At 50.1% G+C, this 18,877-nt stretch carries 15 protein-coding genes, 1 other RNA gene and 1 pseudogene; 13 read left to right on the top strand and 4 right to left on the bottom strand.

Annotated elements, in window-relative coordinates; all coding sequences use genetic code 11:
* Window positions 1–2 precede the first annotated feature (2 nt).
* The 6 genes and pseudogenes from ACERJC_RS14600 to ACERJC_RS14575 all read left to right on the top strand — a co-directional run bounded on the left by ACERJC_RS14600 (window position 3) and on the right by ACERJC_RS14575 (window position 6,196).
* Complete coding sequence (locus ACERJC_RS14600) at window positions 3–1,409, top strand: TolC family outer membrane protein (RefSeq protein WP_373671958.1); 1,407 nt, start codon at window positions 3–5, stop codon at window positions 1,407–1,409.
* A complete protein-coding gene (locus tag ACERJC_RS14595) occupies window positions 1,406–3,592 on the top strand; it encodes a type I secretion system permease/ATPase (protein WP_373671957.1) in 2,187 nt (728 codons plus the stop codon). Before ACERJC_RS14600 ends, ACERJC_RS14595 begins: the two co-directional genes overlap by 4 nt.
* Window positions 3,573–4,763, top strand: coding sequence for a beta-barrel domain-containing protein (locus tag ACERJC_RS14590; RefSeq protein WP_373671956.1), 1,191 nt, complete (start codon window positions 3,573–3,575; stop codon window positions 4,761–4,763). Before ACERJC_RS14595 ends, ACERJC_RS14590 begins: the two co-directional genes overlap by 20 nt.
* A 61-nt stretch (window positions 4,764–4,824) precedes the next feature.
* Window positions 4,825–5,187: a transfer-messenger RNA gene (gene ssrA / locus ACERJC_RS14585) on the top strand.
* A gap of 227 nt (window positions 5,188–5,414) precedes the next feature.
* A pseudogene (locus ACERJC_RS14580) lies at window positions 5,415–5,531 on the top strand (integrase arm-type DNA-binding domain-containing protein); the annotation flags it as partial.
* 434 nt (window positions 5,532–5,965) lie between these two features.
* A complete protein-coding gene (locus ACERJC_RS14575) occupies window positions 5,966–6,196 on the top strand; it encodes a lysozyme family protein (protein ID WP_373671955.1) in 231 nt (76 codons plus the stop codon).
* A 91-nt stretch (window positions 6,197–6,287) separates the two neighbouring features.
* Here ACERJC_RS14575 and ACERJC_RS14570 read toward each other — a convergent pair whose 3' ends face one another.
* Both ACERJC_RS14570 and ACERJC_RS14565 read right to left on the bottom strand, forming a co-directional pair.
* The gene (locus ACERJC_RS14570) at window positions 6,288–6,641 is read right to left on the bottom strand and encodes an ester cyclase (RefSeq protein WP_373671954.1); all 354 of its coding nucleotides are present in this window, start codon (window positions 6,639–6,641) and stop codon (window positions 6,288–6,290) included.
* 341 nt (window positions 6,642–6,982) lie between these two features.
* Window positions 6,983–7,249, bottom strand: a complete 267-nt coding sequence (locus tag ACERJC_RS14565) for a helix-turn-helix domain-containing protein (protein ID WP_152406271.1) — start codon at window positions 7,247–7,249, stop codon at window positions 6,983–6,985.
* 500 nt (window positions 7,250–7,749) lie between these two features.
* Between ACERJC_RS14565 and ACERJC_RS14560 the strand changes: the two genes are divergently transcribed.
* Window positions 7,750–8,976 carry a trans-sulfuration enzyme family protein gene (locus ACERJC_RS14560; protein WP_373671953.1) on the top strand — a complete coding sequence of 409 codons (1,227 nt, stop codon included), beginning with the start codon at window positions 7,750–7,752 and terminating at the stop codon, window positions 8,974–8,976.
* On the top strand, window positions 8,973–10,412 hold the full coding sequence (nhaC, locus tag ACERJC_RS14555; protein ID WP_373671952.1) for a Na+/H+ antiporter NhaC: 1,440 nt from the start codon (window positions 8,973–8,975) through the stop codon (window positions 10,410–10,412). The genes ACERJC_RS14560 and nhaC overlap by 4 nt, the downstream gene beginning before the upstream one ends.
* A gap of 142 nt (window positions 10,413–10,554) precedes the next feature.
* Here the strand turns inward: nhaC and ACERJC_RS14550 are convergent, their stop codons facing one another.
* Both ACERJC_RS14550 and ACERJC_RS14545 read right to left on the bottom strand, forming a co-directional pair.
* Entirely contained in the window at window positions 10,555–11,304 is a 750-nt protein-coding gene (locus ACERJC_RS14550; protein WP_373671951.1) for a helix-turn-helix transcriptional regulator, read from the bottom strand.
* A gap of 63 nt (window positions 11,305–11,367) precedes the next feature.
* Entirely contained in the window at window positions 11,368–11,793 is a 426-nt protein-coding gene (locus ACERJC_RS14545; protein ID WP_373671950.1) for a winged helix-turn-helix domain-containing protein, read from the bottom strand.
* Window positions 11,794–13,292: 1,499 nt separating this feature from the next.
* Here ACERJC_RS14545 and ACERJC_RS14540 point away from each other — a divergent pair.
* The 5 genes from ACERJC_RS14540 (at window position 13,293) to ACERJC_RS14520 (ending at window position 18,829) form a co-directional block, all read left to right on the top strand.
* Complete coding sequence (locus tag ACERJC_RS14540; protein WP_373671949.1) at window positions 13,293–13,865, top strand: fimbrial protein; 573 nt, start codon at window positions 13,293–13,295, stop codon at window positions 13,863–13,865.
* A gap of 92 nt (window positions 13,866–13,957) precedes the next feature.
* Complete coding sequence (locus ACERJC_RS14535) at window positions 13,958–16,543, top strand: fimbria/pilus outer membrane usher protein (protein ID WP_373671948.1); 2,586 nt, start codon at window positions 13,958–13,960, stop codon at window positions 16,541–16,543.
* 53 nt (window positions 16,544–16,596) lie between these two features.
* Window positions 16,597–17,334: a fimbrial biogenesis chaperone gene (locus tag ACERJC_RS14530; RefSeq protein WP_373671947.1), complete on the top strand. Its 738-nt coding sequence runs from the start codon at window positions 16,597–16,599 to the stop codon at window positions 17,332–17,334.
* The gene (locus ACERJC_RS14525; RefSeq protein ID WP_373671946.1) at window positions 17,331–18,650 is read left to right on the top strand and encodes a hypothetical protein; all 1,320 of its coding nucleotides are present in this window, start codon (window positions 17,331–17,333) and stop codon (window positions 18,648–18,650) included. Before ACERJC_RS14530 ends, ACERJC_RS14525 begins: the two co-directional genes overlap by 4 nt.
* On the top strand, window positions 18,650–18,829 hold the full coding sequence (locus tag ACERJC_RS14520; protein ID WP_373671945.1) for an AlpA family phage regulatory protein: 180 nt from the start codon (window positions 18,650–18,652) through the stop codon (window positions 18,827–18,829). The genes ACERJC_RS14525 and ACERJC_RS14520 overlap by 1 nt, the downstream gene beginning before the upstream one ends.
* The last annotated feature ends 48 nt before the right edge of the window (window positions 18,830–18,877 follow it).

The following is an 18,877-nucleotide window of genomic DNA, read 5'->3' as shown; positions in this document are numbered from 1 at the left end:
AGATGGGAAAACGACCGCTTACATTCTGGTGGCTGGTGGGAAACCTGTGCGCTGTCCCCGCCATCGCTGCCGGGGAGACGCCCCGCATCGCCCCGCAACAGTGGGTTGAGCAGCAGGAACTGCCCGCACTTGATGGCCCGATGCCGCTGAGCGGCGACAGCGCCGCTCCCGGTGAACTGAGCCTCTCTCAGGCGGTCAATCGCGCCGTCACCTGGCATCCGTCGATCGCGGAAGTGGTCGGCAAACTGTACGCCCAAATCCAGCAGGTCGATGTCGCGAAAGCCAAATACTACCCGCAGGTTAACGCCGGGATGAACAACGGTTATACCAACAGCTATTCCGACAGCGGATTTAGCCCATCGCTGGTGCTGTCACTGTCGCAAATGCTCTATGACTTCGGCAAAGTCGCAAGCCAGGTACGGGCAGAAAACGCCGGCGTGGCGCAGGAACAGGCCAACGTGCTGCTCAGCATTGATACGGTTAGTCATGAAACGGCAACCGCCATTGTGCAGGTGCAGACCTGGCAACAGATGGTGGCGGTGGCAAAGGAGCAACTGGATGCCCTGAGCGCCATTGGCAGGCTGGCGAATCAGCGCAACGATGAAGGGGCCAGCTCGCTATCGGACGTGGTGCAGACCGATGCGCGTATCGAAGGCGCACGCTCCCAGCTCGTGCAATATCAGGCCAACCTTGAAAGCTCGCAGTCGACGCTCATGACCTGGCTGGGCTGGAAAAACCTCAATACCATCAGTAACGACTTCCCGCCAAAGCTGAGTCGCAGTTGCGAACTGGCACAGCCAGACGACAAGCTGGTGCCTTCCGTGCTCGCCGCCTGGGCGCAGGCTAATATCGCCCAGGCCAATCTCGACTACGCTAACGCGCAAATGACGCCAACGGTTTCGCTGGAACCAGAGGTGCGTCGCTATCTCAACGATAATTACGCCGGGCATGAGTCCGTTGACCGTACCCAGTATTCGGCGTGGGTCAAAGTGGAGATGCCCATTTATCAGGGCGGCGGCTTAACCGCCCGTCGCAACGCCGCCAGCCACGCGGTGGAATCCGCCCAGTCGGCAATCCAGCGTACCCGGCTGGACGTGCGCAAGAAGCTGCTTGCCGATCGCAGTGAAGCGATGAATCTCGTGACCTCCTTGCAGATCCAAAAGCGCCAGGAAACATTGAGCGAGCGGACGCGCGAGCTGTATCAGCAGCAGTATCTCGACCTCGGCTCCCGACCGCTGCTCGACGTGCTCAACGCCGAGCAGGAGGTCTACCAGGCGCGCTTCGCACAGTTACAGACGGAGAGCCAGTTGCATCAACTGCAGCTTAACTGCCTGTATAACACCGGTCAGATGCGCCAGGCCTTTGGTCTGGAAAACCGCACGATCCAGTCAGTGGAGATCCAGCCATGACCTACGCCGACATTCCAGGCGACGAGCGCATTACCGCGCCAGCGCTGGCCAACTGGGCGCGGGCGATGAGCCATATCGCCAGCCATTATCGTATCGCCTGTTCTCCCGGAGCGTTACAGGCAAGCGCCCCCTGGTTCAAAGATAAACCGATGCCGCAGGCGCTCAGCCAACTGGCCCGCCAGACCGGACTCTCATTTCAGCCGCTGGCCCCCACGGAACAATCGCTCACCCGCTGGCGTCTGCCGGTAGTGATCCAGCTCCAGGACGGTGAACTGGTGCTGGTTGAACAGTTCGATGGCGAAGACCAGCTTGACGTCTGTTTCATCAACGGCGAACTACAGCGCAACCGAATATCCCTGCGCGAACTGCTGCCGACGGTTCGTTTCATCATCGCCTTACGCCCGCTTTCCGCCGTGAAAGACCGCCGGGTGGATGCCTACATTTCACGTTTCAAACCCGACTGGCTAAAAAGTCTGGTGCTGAAAGATCTTCACCCTTACGGTCCGGTGATGCTGGCGGCGCTGCTGATTAACATCCTGTCGCTTTCCGGGATCATTTTCTCGATGCAGGTGTACGACCGGGTGATCCCCGCGCAGTCATGGCCGTCGCTGTACGTTCTCGCCGCTGGCGTATTGATCGCCATGCTGTTCGGTTTTCTGTTGCGACTCGCCCGCGGTCACGTCATGGATCTGTTGGGTAAACGCGCCGATATGCGGGTGTCGGATCGCGTGTTCAGCCACGCGCTGCGCCTGCGCAACAGTGCGATCCCGCGCTCCACCGGCAGCTTTATTTCACAGCTACGCGAGCTGGAGCAGATCCGTGAAATGGTCACCTCCTCGACCATCTCCACGATTGTGGATCTGCCCTTCTTTTTCCTGTTCATCGTGGTGCTGGCAATCATCGCCCCGCCGCTGGCCTGGATCGCTCCGGTCGCCGCGCTGCTGATGATCCTTCCCGGTCTGCTGCTGCAAAAAAAGCTTGCTGAGCTGGCGAATCAGTCGGCGCACGAGGCCACGCTGCGCAATGCCGTGCTGGTCGAAAGCGTTCAGGGGCTGGAGGACATCAAGCTGATGCAGGCGGAGAACCGGTTTCTGCAGCAATGGAACAGTTATATCCGCATTACCGCCGAGTCGGGACTGCGCACCCGCGAGCTGTCGCAGGGGTTGATCAACTGGGGAGTGACCGTCCAGGGACTGGTTTATGCCGCGATGGTGATGTTTGGCGCCCCGCTGGTGATTGAAGGCACCCTGACCACCGGTTCGGTGGTTGCCGCCTCGATGCTCGGTTCGAGAATGATCGCGCCAATGGGCAATCTGTGCGGCGTACTGGCGCGCTGGCAGCAGGTGAAAGCCGCCAAAAAGGGGCTGGACAGCATAATGGAACTCCCCACCGAGACCCAGCGCGATGAAACGCTGGTGCATCAGGAGATCTTTCACGGTCACTATCTGTTCGAGAACGCGCAGTTTCGCTATCACAGTGAAGACCAGCGGGTGCCGCTGCGCATTAACCGGCTGGAGATTGCCGCCGGTGAACGCATCGCGGTGCTGGGGCGCAACGGCGCGGGCAAATCAACGCTGTTACAGGCGCTGGCAGGCGGGGTGGATCTGGTCGAAGGCGACGCCCGTCTCGATAACCTCAGTCTGCCGCACATCGATATGGCGGATTTACGCCGCAATGTCGGTCTTCTCAGCCAGAACGCGCGCCTGTTTTTCGGTACGCTGCGCGAGAACCTGACGCTGGGCGCCCCGCATGCCAGCGACGACGAGATTTTTACCGTACTGGAGATTTGCGGCGCGGCCAACTTCGTGAAACGGCTGCCAAAAGGTCTCGATCACCCAATTATGGAAGGCGGCAGTGGGCTATCCGGCGGTCAGCGGCAGTCCATCATGCTCACCCGCATGCTGTTGCGCGCGCCCAATATCGTGCTGCTGGATGAGCCCACCGCCTCGCTGGATGAGCATTCCGAACGTGAGTTTATTCAGCGGCTGGGACAGTGGCTTGGCAATCGCACTCTGGTGGTTGCCACCCACCGCGTACCGGTACTTGAGCTGGTCGAACGGGTGGTGGTGCTCAAAGAGGGGCAACTGGTGATGGACGCGCCGAAAGCGCAGGCGCTGGGGCAAAGTCGAATGGCCGCGCAGGCCAACACGCGGGAGTGGAAAAATGAAAACCAGTCAGCCTGACGCAACGCCGGACGCACTCGACGACAGCCGCGAGCGCGAATTTTCGGGTGCCAGCCGCATCATCTGGCTCACCGGGATCTTGTGCCTGCTCCTCGCGGTGTGGGCATGGTTTGGCATTCTCGATGAGGTTTCGACCGGCACTGGCAAAGTGATCCCCAGCTCGCGTGAGCAGGTACTACAGTCGCTCGACGGAGGAATTCTCGCCGAGCTGATGGTGCATGAAGGCGATCAGGTACAGGCGGGACAAGTGCTGGCGAGGATGGACCCCACGCGCTCGGAGTCTAACGTCGGCGAAAGCGCCGCCCGCTATCGCGCGTCGCTGGCCTCCAGTCAACGCCTGACGGCGGAGGTGAGCGATAAGCCGCTGGTCTTTTCTGACGAGCTGAACGGCTGGCCGGATCTGCTCGCCTCGGAAACGCGGCTCTATACCAGTCGCCGCGCGCAACTCGCTGATGCGCAGTCTGAGCTCAAAGAGGCGCTGACGCTGGTGAATAAAGAGCTGGCGATCACCGAGCGACTGGCAAAAAGCGGGGCTGCCAGCCACGTCGAGGTATTGCGTTTGCAGCGGCAAAAAAGCGACATCGGCCTGAAGCTCACGGATTTGCGCTCGCAATATTACGTCCAGGCGCGCGAGGCATTGTCCAAAGCCAACGCCGAAGTGGCAATGCTGTCCGCCATCATTAAGGGACGCGAAGATTCGGTGACCCGCCTGACCATTCGCTCTCCGGTTCGCGGTATTGTGAAGAACATTCAGGTCACGACCATCGGCGGCGTGATCCCGCCAAACGGCGAAATGATGGAGATTGTGCCGGTTGACGATCATCTGCTGATTGAGACGCGCCTGTCTCCGCGCGATATCGCCTTTATCCATCCCGGTCAGCGCGCGCTGGTTAAAATCACCGCCTACGATTACGCCATTTACGGTGGCCTTGAAGGCGTGGTTGAAACCATCTCGCCGGACACCATTCAGGACAAAGTAAAACCAGAAATCTTCTACTACCGCGTCTTCATCCGTACCCATCAGGACTATTTACAAAATAAGCTGGGACGCCGCTTTTCTATCGTACCGGGTATGATTGCGACAGTGGATATAAAAACAGGTGAAAAAACCATCGTCGACTATTTAATCAAACCGTTCAATCGGGCGCGAGAAGCGCTGCGCGAGCGGTAAATCCTTGAGGATTGGGCTGGAAAGGGCTGTCACAAGTCTGTTATACTTGTCTTAACACATTGGGGCTGATTCTGGATTCGACGGGATTTGCGAAACCCAAGGTGCATGCCGAGGGGCGGTTGGCCTCGTAAAAAGCCGCAAAAAATAGTCGCAAACGACGAAAACTACGCTTTAGCAGCTTAATAACCTGCTCTGAGCCCTCTCTCCCTAGCTTCCGCTCTTAAGACGGGGATCAAAGAGAGGTCAAACCCAAAAGAGATCGCGTGGAGGCCCTGCCTGGGGTTGAAGCGTTAAAACTAATCAGGCTAGTCTGGTAGTGGCGTGTCAATCCGCAGGTGCCAGGCGAATGTAAAGACTGACTAAGCATGTAGTACCGAGGATGTAGGAATTTCGGACGCGGGTTCAACTCCCGCCAGCTCCACCAAAATTCTCCATCGGTGATTACCAGAGTCATCCGATGAAGTCCTAAGAGCCCGCACGGCGCAAGCCCTGCGGGCTTTTTTGTGCCTTCAATTTGTCCCGCGAAGTCCGAAGAGAACTCATTAAATCCGAACCTTTTAGGCCCATTGATAGGCCCAACGAAAAGAACTATTGTTTTCGTTGGGCCTAAACGCATAGAGACTCCCCAAGGCAAGAAAAACCAAGCCGTTAATTGATACGGAAATCAAAGCCGCCAAACCTAAAGATGCCGATTACCAGCTATATGATGGTGACGGGCTTACTCTGTTAATCAAGTCCAGCGGCAGTAAGCTCTGGCAGTTCCGTTACCGCAACTGATGCAGACGATGCGAACTACCAGCATTAATCTGTCAACCAGGTGCCTGTTTATGTGGCAGCTTCTCACTTTGGTGCAATACCCAATAGTGCATTCACAATCGTGATCATTAGCTTAATCATTTGTTGTTTCTCCTGAATATAGTACTGATAAATTTCAGTAGTAATTCAGGATAATCATATCTATTCATATCGTTTCCTTACTTCGTTGTTTAATATACTTCCATGACATAACCATACTGATTTACCTTTAATGAACTTGTATTCAGCATGTAGATGTACCAAATCCAATACATCACCATCCAGTTCCCATTGAACGATTTCTTTATATTCAAATGTTGGCTTATTGATGAATGAATACCCCATGAAATAACTACATTCATCCTTGTACCCGCTCTTTCTGAATTCCCTTGCTAGATTTCTATAAGATGAATATTGCCCTTCCCACTGACTGGACTGATTTTATGATCCTCATGATATTTCAATTAGGTATCACCAAAGCAAAGCAGTTCAAGAAAGTGATTGCGGCATTGAAAAAGAATAACTGGAAAGAAGCAATCGTTCAGGTACGTGATTCTAACTGGTACAGACAAACACCAACGCGTGTTAATGATATGTTCAGTATTTTAACCAATGGCTATGTTTTAATATCATGTTGATATTACAACCATTTTAAGGGAAGTTATTATACTTCCCTTAATACACATTTTAAGAAACTTGCAAACTATTCATATAAGGTACATATTCATTTTATTCAATAGGCAAATTGTGCTGTTTTAGGAAAGTTAGCTTATCCCAGTAGCCTCTTTGAAATAAAATTTTATTGTTTACTATGTGAAAAAAACCGCAACCTCTCAAACCTAATGGGTCACGCCACTCTAAAATTGCCCATTGTCCATCTTCGAAAATGTTTTCAACGATACAAACCATTTCTGGGAAAGAAAAATCCTGTTCAAACATTTTCTTTATAGCCTCTTTCCCAATAACGGGCTCATTGGCAACCTGATGGTTTATTGCATTATCATCATATAGTTCTGAAATAATTTCTATATCTGCATTATTAAATGCGTCAACCCATTGGCAAACTATTTCCTTTGGCTTCATGTAATTTTCCTCCAAACCTGTAAATATTCCCTTTGCTGTAACATGGCATCAAAAACTTGTCAAGTTCAACATTAATTTAAAACAGAGCCTAACCAATTCGTGATCGGTAAAGGGAACCCATACGAATTCCCTTTTTTTAAGCTGTCTTGATTTTTTTAACTGAATCGCATAGAGATGACTCATTACAGGAAAAAAAAGGATGTTACCAGCGACCCTGACAAAGCCAAAAACCAGGCAAGTCGCTCTGGAAAGTATTTATCAGGTCCTGTCGCACTTCGTGCCTGCAATCAGAAAAGCGACGCAGGGCAAACCCGTCGACACTACGCTGCCCCTGCAATCACCTACTCCACTGTTCGGTGTATCTTCTTGTACCGATGGTGCCGTAAAATCAACTCAGCCAGGTCATCTTCCACCGCATAAAAATAGGCCTCCGGCACATCGAGCACCGCCGCTATCTTGCGCACCAGCCGAAAATCGGGCGCATGAACTTCGTTCTCATATGAACTTATACGAGCACTTGCCGACTCTTCATCCAGCCCGGCGCGCACGCCGAGCTCTGCTTGTTTCAGGCCTGCATTAATTCTGGCAATTTTTAATCGCTTACCCATCACAGCGTTGACCCAGCCTCTGTTCAGAAACCAGAATTATCGCTCTCCCTGTCGGGTCAATCTTCAAGTTTAACCATACTAATTCAATGGATACTTGAATTTATATGAACTCAGTAACAGTTTTTAAGAACCAAACACCCCATCATGATGCGGCCAAACCGGCATCGTAACGCCGGGGCATTACGCCCCGCGCCGTGCGTGACAGAACGCATTACCGCGCCCCCCCGACATGGAGAGTTGTTTATGCCTGTTGAATTACATTTGCCCGCCACTCAGACGGCAGCAGGAGGGCATCCGCTGAAAATCGCGCCTGCTACCTGTCTTATACATTTCACCCTCACCGTAAAAACCGGGCCGCCACGCCCCGCGCGCAAAAGCCAATAACGGTTTAAGCGTTTCACCGTTTCATTACGTTCCAAAAATTAACAGGTTCAACGATGCCTGCGGCCCCTCCTTCGCGTCGTCCAGCCTGCCATACATCACACATAAGGGAATTAACGATGGAAATCAGTAAAATGTTTCTCAAAAACAATGATGTTATCACTGACGATAATCTGGCCTGTTCCGGGCTGGATGAGCCGCATGAACGCTATTTTGGTGCAGTCAGTGCGCCAATTATCCAGACCAGCCTGTTTGTACAGAAAAACTACCAGGCCTACTGCGATGATATGCAGCATGAAGCCGAGCGCTATATTTATTCGCGCGGGTTAAATCCGACGGTACAGATGGTGGAGGATAAGCTGGCAAAGCTCGAACGCGGCGAGACCTGCCGCTGCTTTGCTTCGGGAATGGGCGCCATCAGCGCGGTGTTAATGGCGAACCTCAACAGCGCTGATCACATCATTCTGGTCAACAACGTCTACGGCCCGGCTCAGGCATTAGTCCGGCAGATGGCGGAAAAATTCGGCGTGAAATACGATATTGTGCTGGATGGTACGCTGGAGAGTATCGCCCGCAATATCACCCCCGCCACCCGGATGATTTATACCGAATCGCCCGGCACCATGACGATGAACATTGTCGACCTGAAAGCCATCGCCGCGCTTGCCAGGGCGCATAACATCACCACCGTTATCGATAACACCTGGGCCACGCCACTGTTCCAGAAGCCATTGACGCTCGGCTTCGATATCGTCATTCACTCCTGCACCAAATATCTCGGCGGTCACAGCGATTTAATTGCCGGCGCGGTGATTACCTCCCACGAACGTATGACCGCGATCCGTGACTTCTCCCACCAGTTGCTGGGCGCGGTATTGTCGCCGTTCGCCGCCTGGTTGTTGTTACGTGGGCTGCGCACGCTGCCGGTGCGGATGCCTCGCCACCAGGACAATACGCTACAGGTGATTGAGTACCTGAAAACCCGCCCCGAAGTGGAAAATATCCGCCACCCCAGCATGGCAACCCCGGAGCAGCAGTTCATTATCCGCCAGCAGATGTACGGTTTCTCTGGTCTCTTCTCCTTTGAAATTCGCGGCGGGAATTTCGAAACGGTGAAACGGTTTATCGACGCCTGCCGGGTGTTTAAGGTCGGCTGTAGCTGGGGTGGGTACGAAAGTTTGATTATCTCCCCCAACCGGGGCTACAACGAGCCAGCGCTCGCTGCCGACAATATCGCTTCCGGCCTGATACGACTGTCTATAGGCCAGGAAAGCCCGGCACTGCTGATTGCCGACCTGGACGCCGCCTTCGCCGCCATCGCAGATATGTCTAAAGGAGAGGAATGATGGATGCCAGGAAAGTACCGTCATTCAGCTCCGCTCTGTGCCTGTTGGCGGTGATATTTTTTATCTTTGCCACCGGTATCGGCCTGCTGAATTATCCGGTCGAATTCACGTTACTTTGCATCACTATCGTTACCTGCTTCTACGCCCGTTACTACGGCGGAAGCTGGGCAGACGTGATGAAATCGCTGGTTGGGAAAATCAAGGATGCGGTGCCTGCGATCCTGATCTTGTTGTCCATCGGAATGCTGATTGGTTGCTGGATGGTCTCCGGTACCATTCCACTGATGGTTTATTACGGGCTGGCCGCCATCAATCCGGCATACCTGTACCTGACAGCATTTCTGGTTACCGTCTGCATCTCCACGTTTACCGGCACCTCATGGGGGACGGCGGGCACCATCGGCGTGGCGCTAATGGCAGTCGCCTCGGCGATGGATGTATCACTGCCGGTGACCGCTGGAGCGGTGATATCAGGGGCCTATTTCGGCGACAAACTCTCGCCGCTCTCCGACACCACCAACATGGCCGCCATTGCTGCCGGGGCCGACCTGTACCAGAGTATCCGCAATATGCTCTATACCGCGCTGCCGGCTTTTGCGGTTGCCTGCTGCGGATTTTACGCCCTGGGCAGTCACCTTGACGGCGGCACTGGTGAACAGATGGCGGCAATTGCGGTAATGAAATCAGCGTTGTCGCAGTTGTTCTGGCTGAATCCGCTGCTGCTTTGTCCTGCGTTGCTGGTGTTTGTCGGGGCTATCAAAAAATGGGATTCGGTGATTGTGCTGGTTGCCTCGGCGCTGTCCGGCATCGTGCTGGCGGTGCTGTTTCAGGAGATCGCGCTCACCGACATTATCGCTGCCGCCATCAATGGTTTTAAATCGGACATGCTGCCCGGCCTGCACGGGATGGCGCTGGATGAGGCGACGGGGCGCAACATCAACGTACTGCTCAACCGGGGCGGCATGTACTCGATGACCGGTCCGATAGTGGTGATGCTGTGCGCGTTTATGTTCGCCTCGGCGCTGGACGTGTCGGGGGCGCTGGCGGTCATTCTCAGAAGCCTGGTGAAAAAGCTTAATACCATCACCCGCACCCTCCTCGCGACCATGCTGACCAGTTCTATCCTGGTAGCCTGCACCGGCAATGCGGTGATCAGCTTCTTTATCGTCAAGAGCATGTATGACCCCTGCTATAAGGAGAAAAACCTCCATATGGTCAACATGTCACGCGCCATGGAGTCCGGAGCCACGCTGCTGGAAGGGCTGTTTCCGTGGACGATATCGGGGATGTTTATGGCGAAAACCCTCGGCGTAGCGACGATGGATTACGCGCCGTATGTGCTGTTTAACCTGTCATGCCTGATGATAGCCATCATATTTGCCATCATTCCTCGCTGGACGAGTTTTGGCACCCGGTATGTGGCGACACCGGTATAACTAACACACGGCCTGTACATCAGGCCGTTACCATCGACCTCTGACAAAGCAAAAACCTGCCGTCTCACTCGCCCCGTTTTGGTTGACTGCGACAATCCTGTAAACAACGAAACTCAGGTAACGGCAAAACGGATTGCAGATTTTACGCCATCAGAAGGACGTCATCGGAACAGTGCATACCGGCTAATTCAGGCAGAAACTGTTTATCAAACGCATTAGTGTTCGTTTGGGCGAAGGTATTCACCAGGGGAGAGAGAGGAATATTCATTCCTGAACGCGCCAGATAATAAGATAGCATGTGCATAGCTTCAGGATATTCATTCTTTATGAATTCAACTAAAAAATGCTGATAATGTGCAAATTCGAACACTCTGCTGACATTTAATTTAGCTAAGGAATAATAGTAATGCACATAGACCGTTTTCGTTTGCATACCTAATATCCTGCCTATTAGTCTATAATTTAATCCGAGACAGACCAGATACATTATGCTGGCTTGCCTGTCAGTTAACTTTGGAGCGGAAAATGCGTAGTGCTCGTTATCAGTCTGCACAATCTTTAAAATCGCACTCAAATAATTGATAACATGTCTTGCTGAGTAGGTTATATTGCAGGATGGATACCCGGAAATGCAACTTAGGGTCTTATGATTACCTTTTAACACAACCACGGGTATATCAGGGTATTGATGGCTCAACAGGTACAGCGTGTTTATATTAGTTTTAGCCAACGCGGGCGTACTGAAGTCCAGCAGAACAGCCGTTGGTAATTCCTCCTTAAAGAAGTTGCTTAAATCGATAGTATCAGGGGATACTATCAACCTTCTGCAATCACCCAGCGAACGTAAAGCAAAGTGTAAATAAACATTCTCAGTAAACAAAAAATAACACATTACAACCTCATCATACAATATAGTCAGTTGTCCTGATATTATTATCAAGCAGACAATAAATAATTAAGAAATAATTTGCTCGGCATTCCTGCGTTTCCCAGCAACCCCGTTTTTTTTGTTCGTGTATAAAATACTCACTAAATTTTCCCTGACATAATAACCTTTAGACTCAACCCGCATAATAAAATCTTCGGTTACGCCTACAGAGTTTAACTTCATTTTTAGTGCGTTCATCACCTGCCATAAGCGTTGATTGGATGAACTTAATCCGTGGTTATCCCAGACATTTAACAGAATATCAGAATTGCTAATGATATTCCCTTTTGCATTTTCCAGCAGGTAGACTAACAGATGAAACATTGTTTCCCTGAGAATGACAGGGGAATATCGGTGGGAACGAATATTTTTATCCACATTGACCAGCATTCTTTTGTCAATGTTAAAATAGACATCTGGTTCAATATAATAGCCAAATATAGTTTTATCCATAGCATCCATCTCTATAAAGTACTGATTAACGCATTGTGATGTACTGGCAAGCATATTCCCTTACTTTTTATGCGTATTCTCATTAAAAACAATTAGGTTGGCAAATAAGTGAGACACCTTTCAAATCATGAAGTTAAAACACTACCAGAGAACCAAATGTCAGATTTTTATGCTATAACAGGTCAATAGCATTCTGTTCAGTTCGGATTAATAATCCCAAAGTGATTTACTGCAAGCATTGACCATTTAAAAAAACGCTCAACCATAATTGATCTATTTGCCGGCATTTTTAGCATTATCAACTATTCAGATTCACCATTACAAGATAACCATATGATTAACAATGATTTTTATCCTAAGGGCATCTTCTCACAGCAAGCCATCAATCTATTGGCGAGACTTATATTAGTGGTTTATTATCAGTAAAAACAATGAATTATAGCTTTCATGTGCATAGGGTCCCTCCATGCTAAACCGGTACATCCTTGACGTCTGATTGCGTTCCATCCCGACAAGCATCAGTTAGTATCCCACGATAGTTCGAACCTCGCATTTACCCTCAATGTTCCGACAAGTCGTTGCCTCCAGCTTTTACTTGAGCGGCGCTATGAGCTGATAGCTCAAAATGATTTTTTTCCCTTATGCCTGGGAAAATGGGGCGCATCAATGCCCGTAAGTACGCTTTTTGACCCTATATTAAAAGAGATGTTGCCCAGTTATTTCTTTTATCATCATTCAGAAAGCACTATTACCGTTTATCCAGAAGGTGATGGTGGATATCTGACTGGAAACAATCCGTATACCTATTTATACTGCATTAAATAGTAGAATGTCTGTGTTGCACAAACCGCCAAAAACGATGCACGTCGTATAAGGAAAAGCCCTCTTCATTTTCAGGATAGCTGAAAAAGGTCATGCGCCTCCGATCGCCCTATGTGATAACGGAAACAACGGAAGGCTTCCGCTACATGACCTGACGGTCGTTCTGTTTATTTATTGTAAAATATCAGTTAAAATTAATTATTATATTTTCATCCTGAATTCATAATTAAAAAAAATACAAAATGCTGATTTACCCAGAGATATGATATCTCATGCGAAAAAATGGTAATTTCAGACAAATACATCAACAGATGGGCTACCCAGTCGATAAAGCCTTAATCAATCTCTGCAAAAAACGAGATCGCAATATTTTATGCTGATGATATTGAGATTTCGCTACTCATTTGTATAAAAAAAACAATTTCGCTAGCATTCTGGTATTGGAAACCTCAACTTTTCACTTAATTAATATTGATTAAGGAAAGGTTTAATCCAATGAGGATTAAGGTGTTACCGATATCGTTTTAAGAATGACATGGACACTTGTTTATATTGCTTACATTAGTGAACATCGTTTGATGAGTGCCCACGCGCGCATCGAACGATAATCAGATGTAACGTGCTCTATTACAAGGCAAACATGGAATGTACGAAATATAAATCAACATGGAGTTACTATGAATAAATATCTTCTGGCATCCGTTATTGCATTGAGTGTAAGCAGCGGGATTGCCCAGGCTGCTGACGGCACAATTACGTTTAATGGCGTTGTCACCAGTTCGGCATGCACATCGATTGCGTCTGTTACTGCCGACAGTGTTGCAACGGGAACGCCAGTTTCCGCCACGTTGACGCTGCCAAACGTCACCGCGTCGACCCTGAACGCCGCAGCCGGAACTTACGCCGGGCAGACCCCATTCTCCATCCAGCTTACCGGATGCGAAGCAACGGTGGCACTGAATAACGTACGCGCACTGTTCACAACAACCAGCGCAAACGGAGGGGCAATCACCAATACTGCAGCAACGACCCCTGCAGCAAACGTTGCGATCGCCATTATGCGACAAGATGGAACAACACAAATCGACGTGAACGGCGGATCGGCAAGCGATCCAGGTGCAGCCTTACCGGCAAGCGGCTCACCTGGGCCTGTAACGCTGAATTATCAGGCAGCGTACAAATCCCTGAGCACAGGGGTGACGTCAGGTAACGTAACCGGTGTTGCTGACTTCGTTATCTCTTATTTTTAATTTTTAGAAAACCTGTACCCGATTATATAAACCACCATAACATAATTCGTCGTGGTGGTTATTTATCAGCTTAGTAAAAAAAGAAAACGACCATGGCCGTTCACAGTATTTTTATTACTCCCAACTCCATTTTATCTGTGCTGGCAGTTTCGATTTTGTTGTCGTTTTCCTCATGTATCAGTGCAGAGGAAAACGACAGTGAATTTGAGAGTGAATTTTTGCGCCAGGATAAGAATGGTGCGACACCCGATATATTTCTTTATAAAAATACGCTGGCACCTGGTAAAAAAAAGGTTGAGGTGGTCGTGAACGATCGCGTAACGGATATTTACGAGATCAACTTTATCCCTCAGGCGACAGACAAGCTGGTTGTTCCCTGCCTGAATCGTCATCTGTTAAACGAATTAGGCGTGAAAACAGAGCTTTATGATGACTGGCAAACGCCAGAAAAAGAGCCGCCATCGGACGGGAGCTGTGAAGATTTAGCGCAGCGGATTCCTGCGGCTACTGTATTCTACGACGACGCACACCAGCAGCTCAGACTGACTCTGCCGCAGGAAGCCATAAACAGCTCACGCTTTCAAATGATCTCACCGACAGAGTGGGATGACGGCACCCCGGCATTACGCACCGCTTACAATGGCTATTTTTATAACACCCGCCAAAAAAGCACCAATAATGAAGGGAATGACAGAAGTTCTAATAATAACGCTTTTGTCAGTCTTAATAGTATCGCCAGCGCGGGTGCATGGCGAATTTATAGCTTTGATACATTTAATAAGAATAGCCATGAAGGCTGGAAAACGAACCACGACAGGCTGTATGCCGAACGCAATATTATCGCATTACAATCCAAAATCTCTGCCGGGGATATCTATACCTATACGCCCAGCAGCATTATGGGCGTTATTCCGCTGCGCGGTTTCACCCTCGGCACCAATGAAAGAATGCTGCTGGAATCACAGTTCAGCTATGCGCCGGTCATCAGAGGCGTCGCCCGCACCAACGCACGTCTCGTGGTGCGCCAGCGTGGCAATATTATTTACAGTAAAACCCTGACGCCCGGTGCTTTTGCCATTGACGACCTGTATTCCGGGCAGGTCGGTGCCGATCTGGACGTCACGGTTGAAGAAACTGACGGTACAGAGCAGAAATTCACCGTACCGTATACCGCACTGCCAAATATGATCCGCCCCGGCGCCTTTCGTTATAGCCTGTCGATGGGGGAATATCGCGACAGCCAGTCTGATAAGCCATTAATGGCAGCGCTGAGCATTGAGCGTGGATTTGAAGCGCTTACGCTGAATGTCTCAAGCCTCGGGTCAGAGCAGTATCAGTCTCTGGCGATGGGGGCGGCGTGGAATATCGGTAATATCGGCGCGTTTTCGTTAGATCTCGCCCAGGCGCGTTATCGCTATGATTACGCCACCAGCACCCATGACACCAGCACCCAAAACGGTAGCGCGGTTCGTTTGTTATATGCAAAACAGTTTGATCAGACCGATACCGGCCTGCGTATTTTAGGCTATCAGTATCGTTCAGAACATTTTCTGTCTTTCTCTGAGTTTACTGGCCGAAATAATCACTCGGGGTATGACGATGACAGCGATTATGAAACAGGAGATAGCCTGTGGAATAAGCGCCGTCGCAGTCGACTTGAGGTCAATATCAACCAGGGCCTGCAAGACCATGGCAGTCTTTATCTTTCGCTGAGCCAGGATCGCTATTATGGCACGTCTGAAAAGAGCACCTCAGCGTCTGCCGGTTATGGTTTTATGCTGGGTTCCGCCAGCGTCAACCTGGCATATACCTACAGCAAAAATGGCAGCGGCGACAATGACAACTCGCTCAATCTCGGCGTCAGCATCCCCTTACGCTGGGGCGAACGTGAGAGTAACTATAACTCGGTGAGTTATAACCTGACGCGCAATAAAGATAACCGCTACAGCCAGTCAGTCGGGATTTCCGGCGGGCAACAGGACAGCCCCCTGTCTTATGGCATTAATGTGCAGCGGGATACCAATAATAACCTCAGTGAGTCGGCGTCATTATCCCATAACGCCAGTTTTGCCACCCTGAACTCGTCGGTCAGCCACAGTAATTATGCAGACCAGTTTTCAGCCGGCATTGCCGGTGGTGTGGTGGTGTACCGAGGCGGTCTGCTGCTCGCTCAAAGAATGGGTGACACTATCGGCATTGTGGAAACGGATGATGCGCCTGATATCGGCGTCTCCAGTAATAACAATGTCAGAACCGACCGCTGGGGGCGTGCCGTCGTGACGTATCTCAGTCCTTATCGCTATAACACCGTCAGTTTAGACACCCAAAATGCACCGAATGTGGAACTTAAGGAGTCGACGAAGAAAGTGGTACCGACCGAGGGCGCGGTGGTGCTGCTCCGTTTTGCTACGCGAAGCGGGCGTCGCGCAATGGTGGTGATTAAGAGCCCGCACACGATTCCCGTCGGCGCAATGGTCACCGTTGAAGGTCAACGTGAAGAAGCCGGCATTGTGGGTAATAACGGACTGGCTTATTTGACGGGACTGGATGCACGCAAAGATGAACATCTGATGGTGAACTGGGGGCGTGATAAGCAGTGTCAGTTTACGTTACCAAAATTAAATACCGATAAACCTGAATCGCAGTGGCACCAGAAAATTACGGTGAATTGCCAGTAATAAGCAGGGCGTTGTCAGCACCTGTTCAATACATTATCCAAGAGAGTAGAATTATGTTGTTAAAGACCATTAAACATTCACTGTTAATCAGCGCTGCATTGAGCTTTTTAATTCCGGTACACAGCTGGAGTGCCGTTCGTCCGCAACTGACGCGTATTGTGGCTTACGCAGACGATAAAGAAACCCCTGTTGAGATCGTTAATGAAAGCCAGGAACCGTATCTGGTTCAGTCATGGCTGGAAGATTTAAAGGGTAATGAAAATAACCTGCCTTTAGTATTAACCCCGCCCGTGATGAAACTCACCGGAAAACAGCAAGGAAAATTACGTCTGGTTGTTTTACCGGGAGAAATTCCACAAAACCGGGAATCGGTATACTGGTTATCGATACAGGAAATTCCCCCGAAAGCCAAAGACAGTGAGAATAACAAACTGGTCCTCGCGATTCGCAGTCGATTAAAAATATTCGTCCGCCCGAAAGGACTGGACAGCGGTAAGGCGACGGATGCGGTGAAATCGCTGACCTGGAGCGTTGAACGCGATGGCGGTACGGTCTGGCTGAAAGCAACGAACCCCACCCCTTACTACATTAGCTTCGGTCAACTGTCCCTGAAGGCAGGCGGCGTAAGCGAAACCCGGCTGGAAGACAAAACCGAAATGCCCGCGCCAATGAGCAGCCAGCGGTATAGCGTGCCAAAGGGGTTAATCGGCAAGTCTGCCACCCTCACCTACAGCGCAATTAATGATTTTGGCGGTGAAACCGGCGTACTGACGATTGAGGTACGGTTATGAGAACCAGATTAATAAATACCGTTGTTGTCATCGTTCTGGGGGCTGGTGCGGGGAATATTCGGGCAATTACGCTTAACCTGACGCAAATACCTACCTGGCCATCGAATGGAGCCCCTGCTGCTAATTGTAGCTTCAGTTACCCAACGCTGCAGCCCCTGTCTCAGCAGCGCACCCTGTTAGTGGATAATAGTCTACCTAACGGTAGTGTACTCTATAGTTGGGGATATAATGATTTTGCGCCGGGTTTCATCACGATGTGCAATACCGCGACGACGGTTAATACAGATGTTATAAGTACCCGGCCAGGTGGTAGCGATCCAGAATCATATTTTAATACATCGCTCTACTTCCTGGGAAAATGGTCCAATAATTACCATGATTATTATTGGCTTACCAATAACCCCGGGATTGGCTTGAAATTATACGTTACGCCAACGACAATAAATGCCCAGAATACAGGGTATCCAATTGGTGGCATGACATCCCAGGTTATGATAACAGGAAATAGTCCAGCACAAGTTGGGCAAGAATACACCATCTTGCTACAAAATTATAATTGGGTACAACCCTCGTTCAAATCAAAAGTACTTATAGCATCTCCAGGTTTTCAACACCATATGGGGGCTGATATTAATTATGTCTCATACTCTGTACGTGGCGAGTTAGTTAAAATCGGAAATGTTCAACCTTCAAGCAATTTATCTATTAGCAGTGGTTCACTTTCTCATACGCATTCAATACGGGTAGCAGGATCTTCTAATACCGCTACAACATCTTTGGATGTACCGACTATTTTCGGAGCGGGTGGAATAACGATTGCTGCCCCGGCCTGCCGATTGAGAGGAGCAACTGATTATCAGGTAAACCTGGAGCGCTGGACCGATGTGGCAGGCAGAAATACGGGCATTTTACCCGCTTACGGTGCCATAAAGCCGATCAATCTTAATATTGAATGTTCTGGAAAAGTGAATAACGTGAAATTTAGCTTTCAGGATGCTGGCTCAGTTGGATTACTGAACCAAAATATCTCTGTGTATGACAATGGGGGTCAGTTTATTGAAGGGTTAGAAGTTGAGATGTCTTATAACGGTAGCCGGATTGATGTCAATAGCACCGCCTCTCCCTCCCCCAGTTATCCTGTCAGTACGGGTAGCAAAGGACAGGTTAAATCAAATGCTGAAGATCTCAGTTATAACAGTCAGGATACGGCGCAGTTTGGTGCGCGGTTTGTCCAGCGCGGTGCCATTAAACGTAATGGTGCCAGCTATACAGGACCGGTGACGGGACAAGTTAATATGACAGTCACCTATGAGTAATGTCGTCCAGGGCCCAGTTTCTGGCAATGAGCAAATCGTCAGTTTACCGCTGTATCAACGCGACGGACCTTCCACGCCCGATTCCGCTTTGGCCCTGGCGGGGGGTCGACGCAATCTCACTCCCTGGTCGTATCCCTATGATACGAATCAGGTTCGCTATTTATTCACATCATAAATAAAAGATAAGTTATCCGAAAACGGACTTTCCGGAGTTTTTGACTTGTATT

It is taken from the genome of Citrobacter telavivensis (assembly GCF_041807075.1).
GTDB classification, from domain to species: Bacteria; Pseudomonadota; Gammaproteobacteria; order Enterobacterales; family Enterobacteriaceae; genus Citrobacter_A; species Citrobacter_A telavivensis.
This window is presented reverse-complemented; position numbering and strand designations above follow the sequence as displayed.

Excerpts from the sequence above, each read along its gene's own strand:
- ACERJC_RS14540 (WP_373671949.1), top strand. The coding sequence starts at position 13,293 with ATGAATAAATATCTTCTGGCATCCGTTATTGCATTGAGTGTAAGCAGC.
- ACERJC_RS14595 (WP_373671957.1), top strand. The coding sequence starts at position 1,406 with ATGACCTACGCCGACATTCCAGGCGACGAGCGCATTACCGCGCCAGCG.
- ACERJC_RS14550 (WP_373671951.1), bottom strand. The coding sequence starts at position 11,304 with ATGTGTTATTTTTTGTTTACTGAGAATGTTTATTTACACTTTGCTTTA.
- ACERJC_RS14520 (WP_373671945.1), top strand. The coding sequence starts at position 18,650 with ATGTCGTCCAGGGCCCAGTTTCTGGCAATGAGCAAATCGTCAGTTTAC.
- ACERJC_RS14545 (WP_373671950.1), bottom strand. The coding sequence starts at position 11,793 with ATGGATAAAACTATATTTGGCTATTATATTGAACCAGATGTCTATTTT.
- ACERJC_RS14600 (WP_373671958.1), top strand. The coding sequence starts at position 3 with ATGGGAAAACGACCGCTTACATTCTGGTGGCTGGTGGGAAACCTGTGC.
- ACERJC_RS14525 (WP_373671946.1), top strand. The coding sequence starts at position 17,331 with ATGAGAACCAGATTAATAAATACCGTTGTTGTCATCGTTCTGGGGGCT.
- ACERJC_RS14570 (WP_373671954.1), bottom strand. The coding sequence starts at position 6,641 with ATGAAGCCAAAGGAAATAGTTTGCCAATGGGTTGACGCATTTAATAAT.
- ACERJC_RS14565 (WP_152406271.1), bottom strand. The coding sequence starts at position 7,249 with ATGGGTAAGCGATTAAAAATTGCCAGAATTAATGCAGGCCTGAAACAA.
- ACERJC_RS14560 (WP_373671953.1), top strand. The coding sequence starts at position 7,750 with ATGGAAATCAGTAAAATGTTTCTCAAAAACAATGATGTTATCACTGAC.
- ACERJC_RS14575 (WP_373671955.1), top strand. The coding sequence starts at position 5,966 with ATGAATATTGCCCTTCCCACTGACTGGACTGATTTTATGATCCTCATG.
- ACERJC_RS14530 (WP_373671947.1), top strand. The coding sequence starts at position 16,597 with ATGTTGTTAAAGACCATTAAACATTCACTGTTAATCAGCGCTGCATTG.
- nhaC (WP_373671952.1), top strand. The coding sequence starts at position 8,973 with ATGATGGATGCCAGGAAAGTACCGTCATTCAGCTCCGCTCTGTGCCTG.
- ACERJC_RS14590 (WP_373671956.1), top strand. The coding sequence starts at position 3,573 with ATGAAAACCAGTCAGCCTGACGCAACGCCGGACGCACTCGACGACAGC.
- ACERJC_RS14535 (WP_373671948.1), top strand. The coding sequence starts at position 13,958 with ATGGCCGTTCACAGTATTTTTATTACTCCCAACTCCATTTTATCTGTG.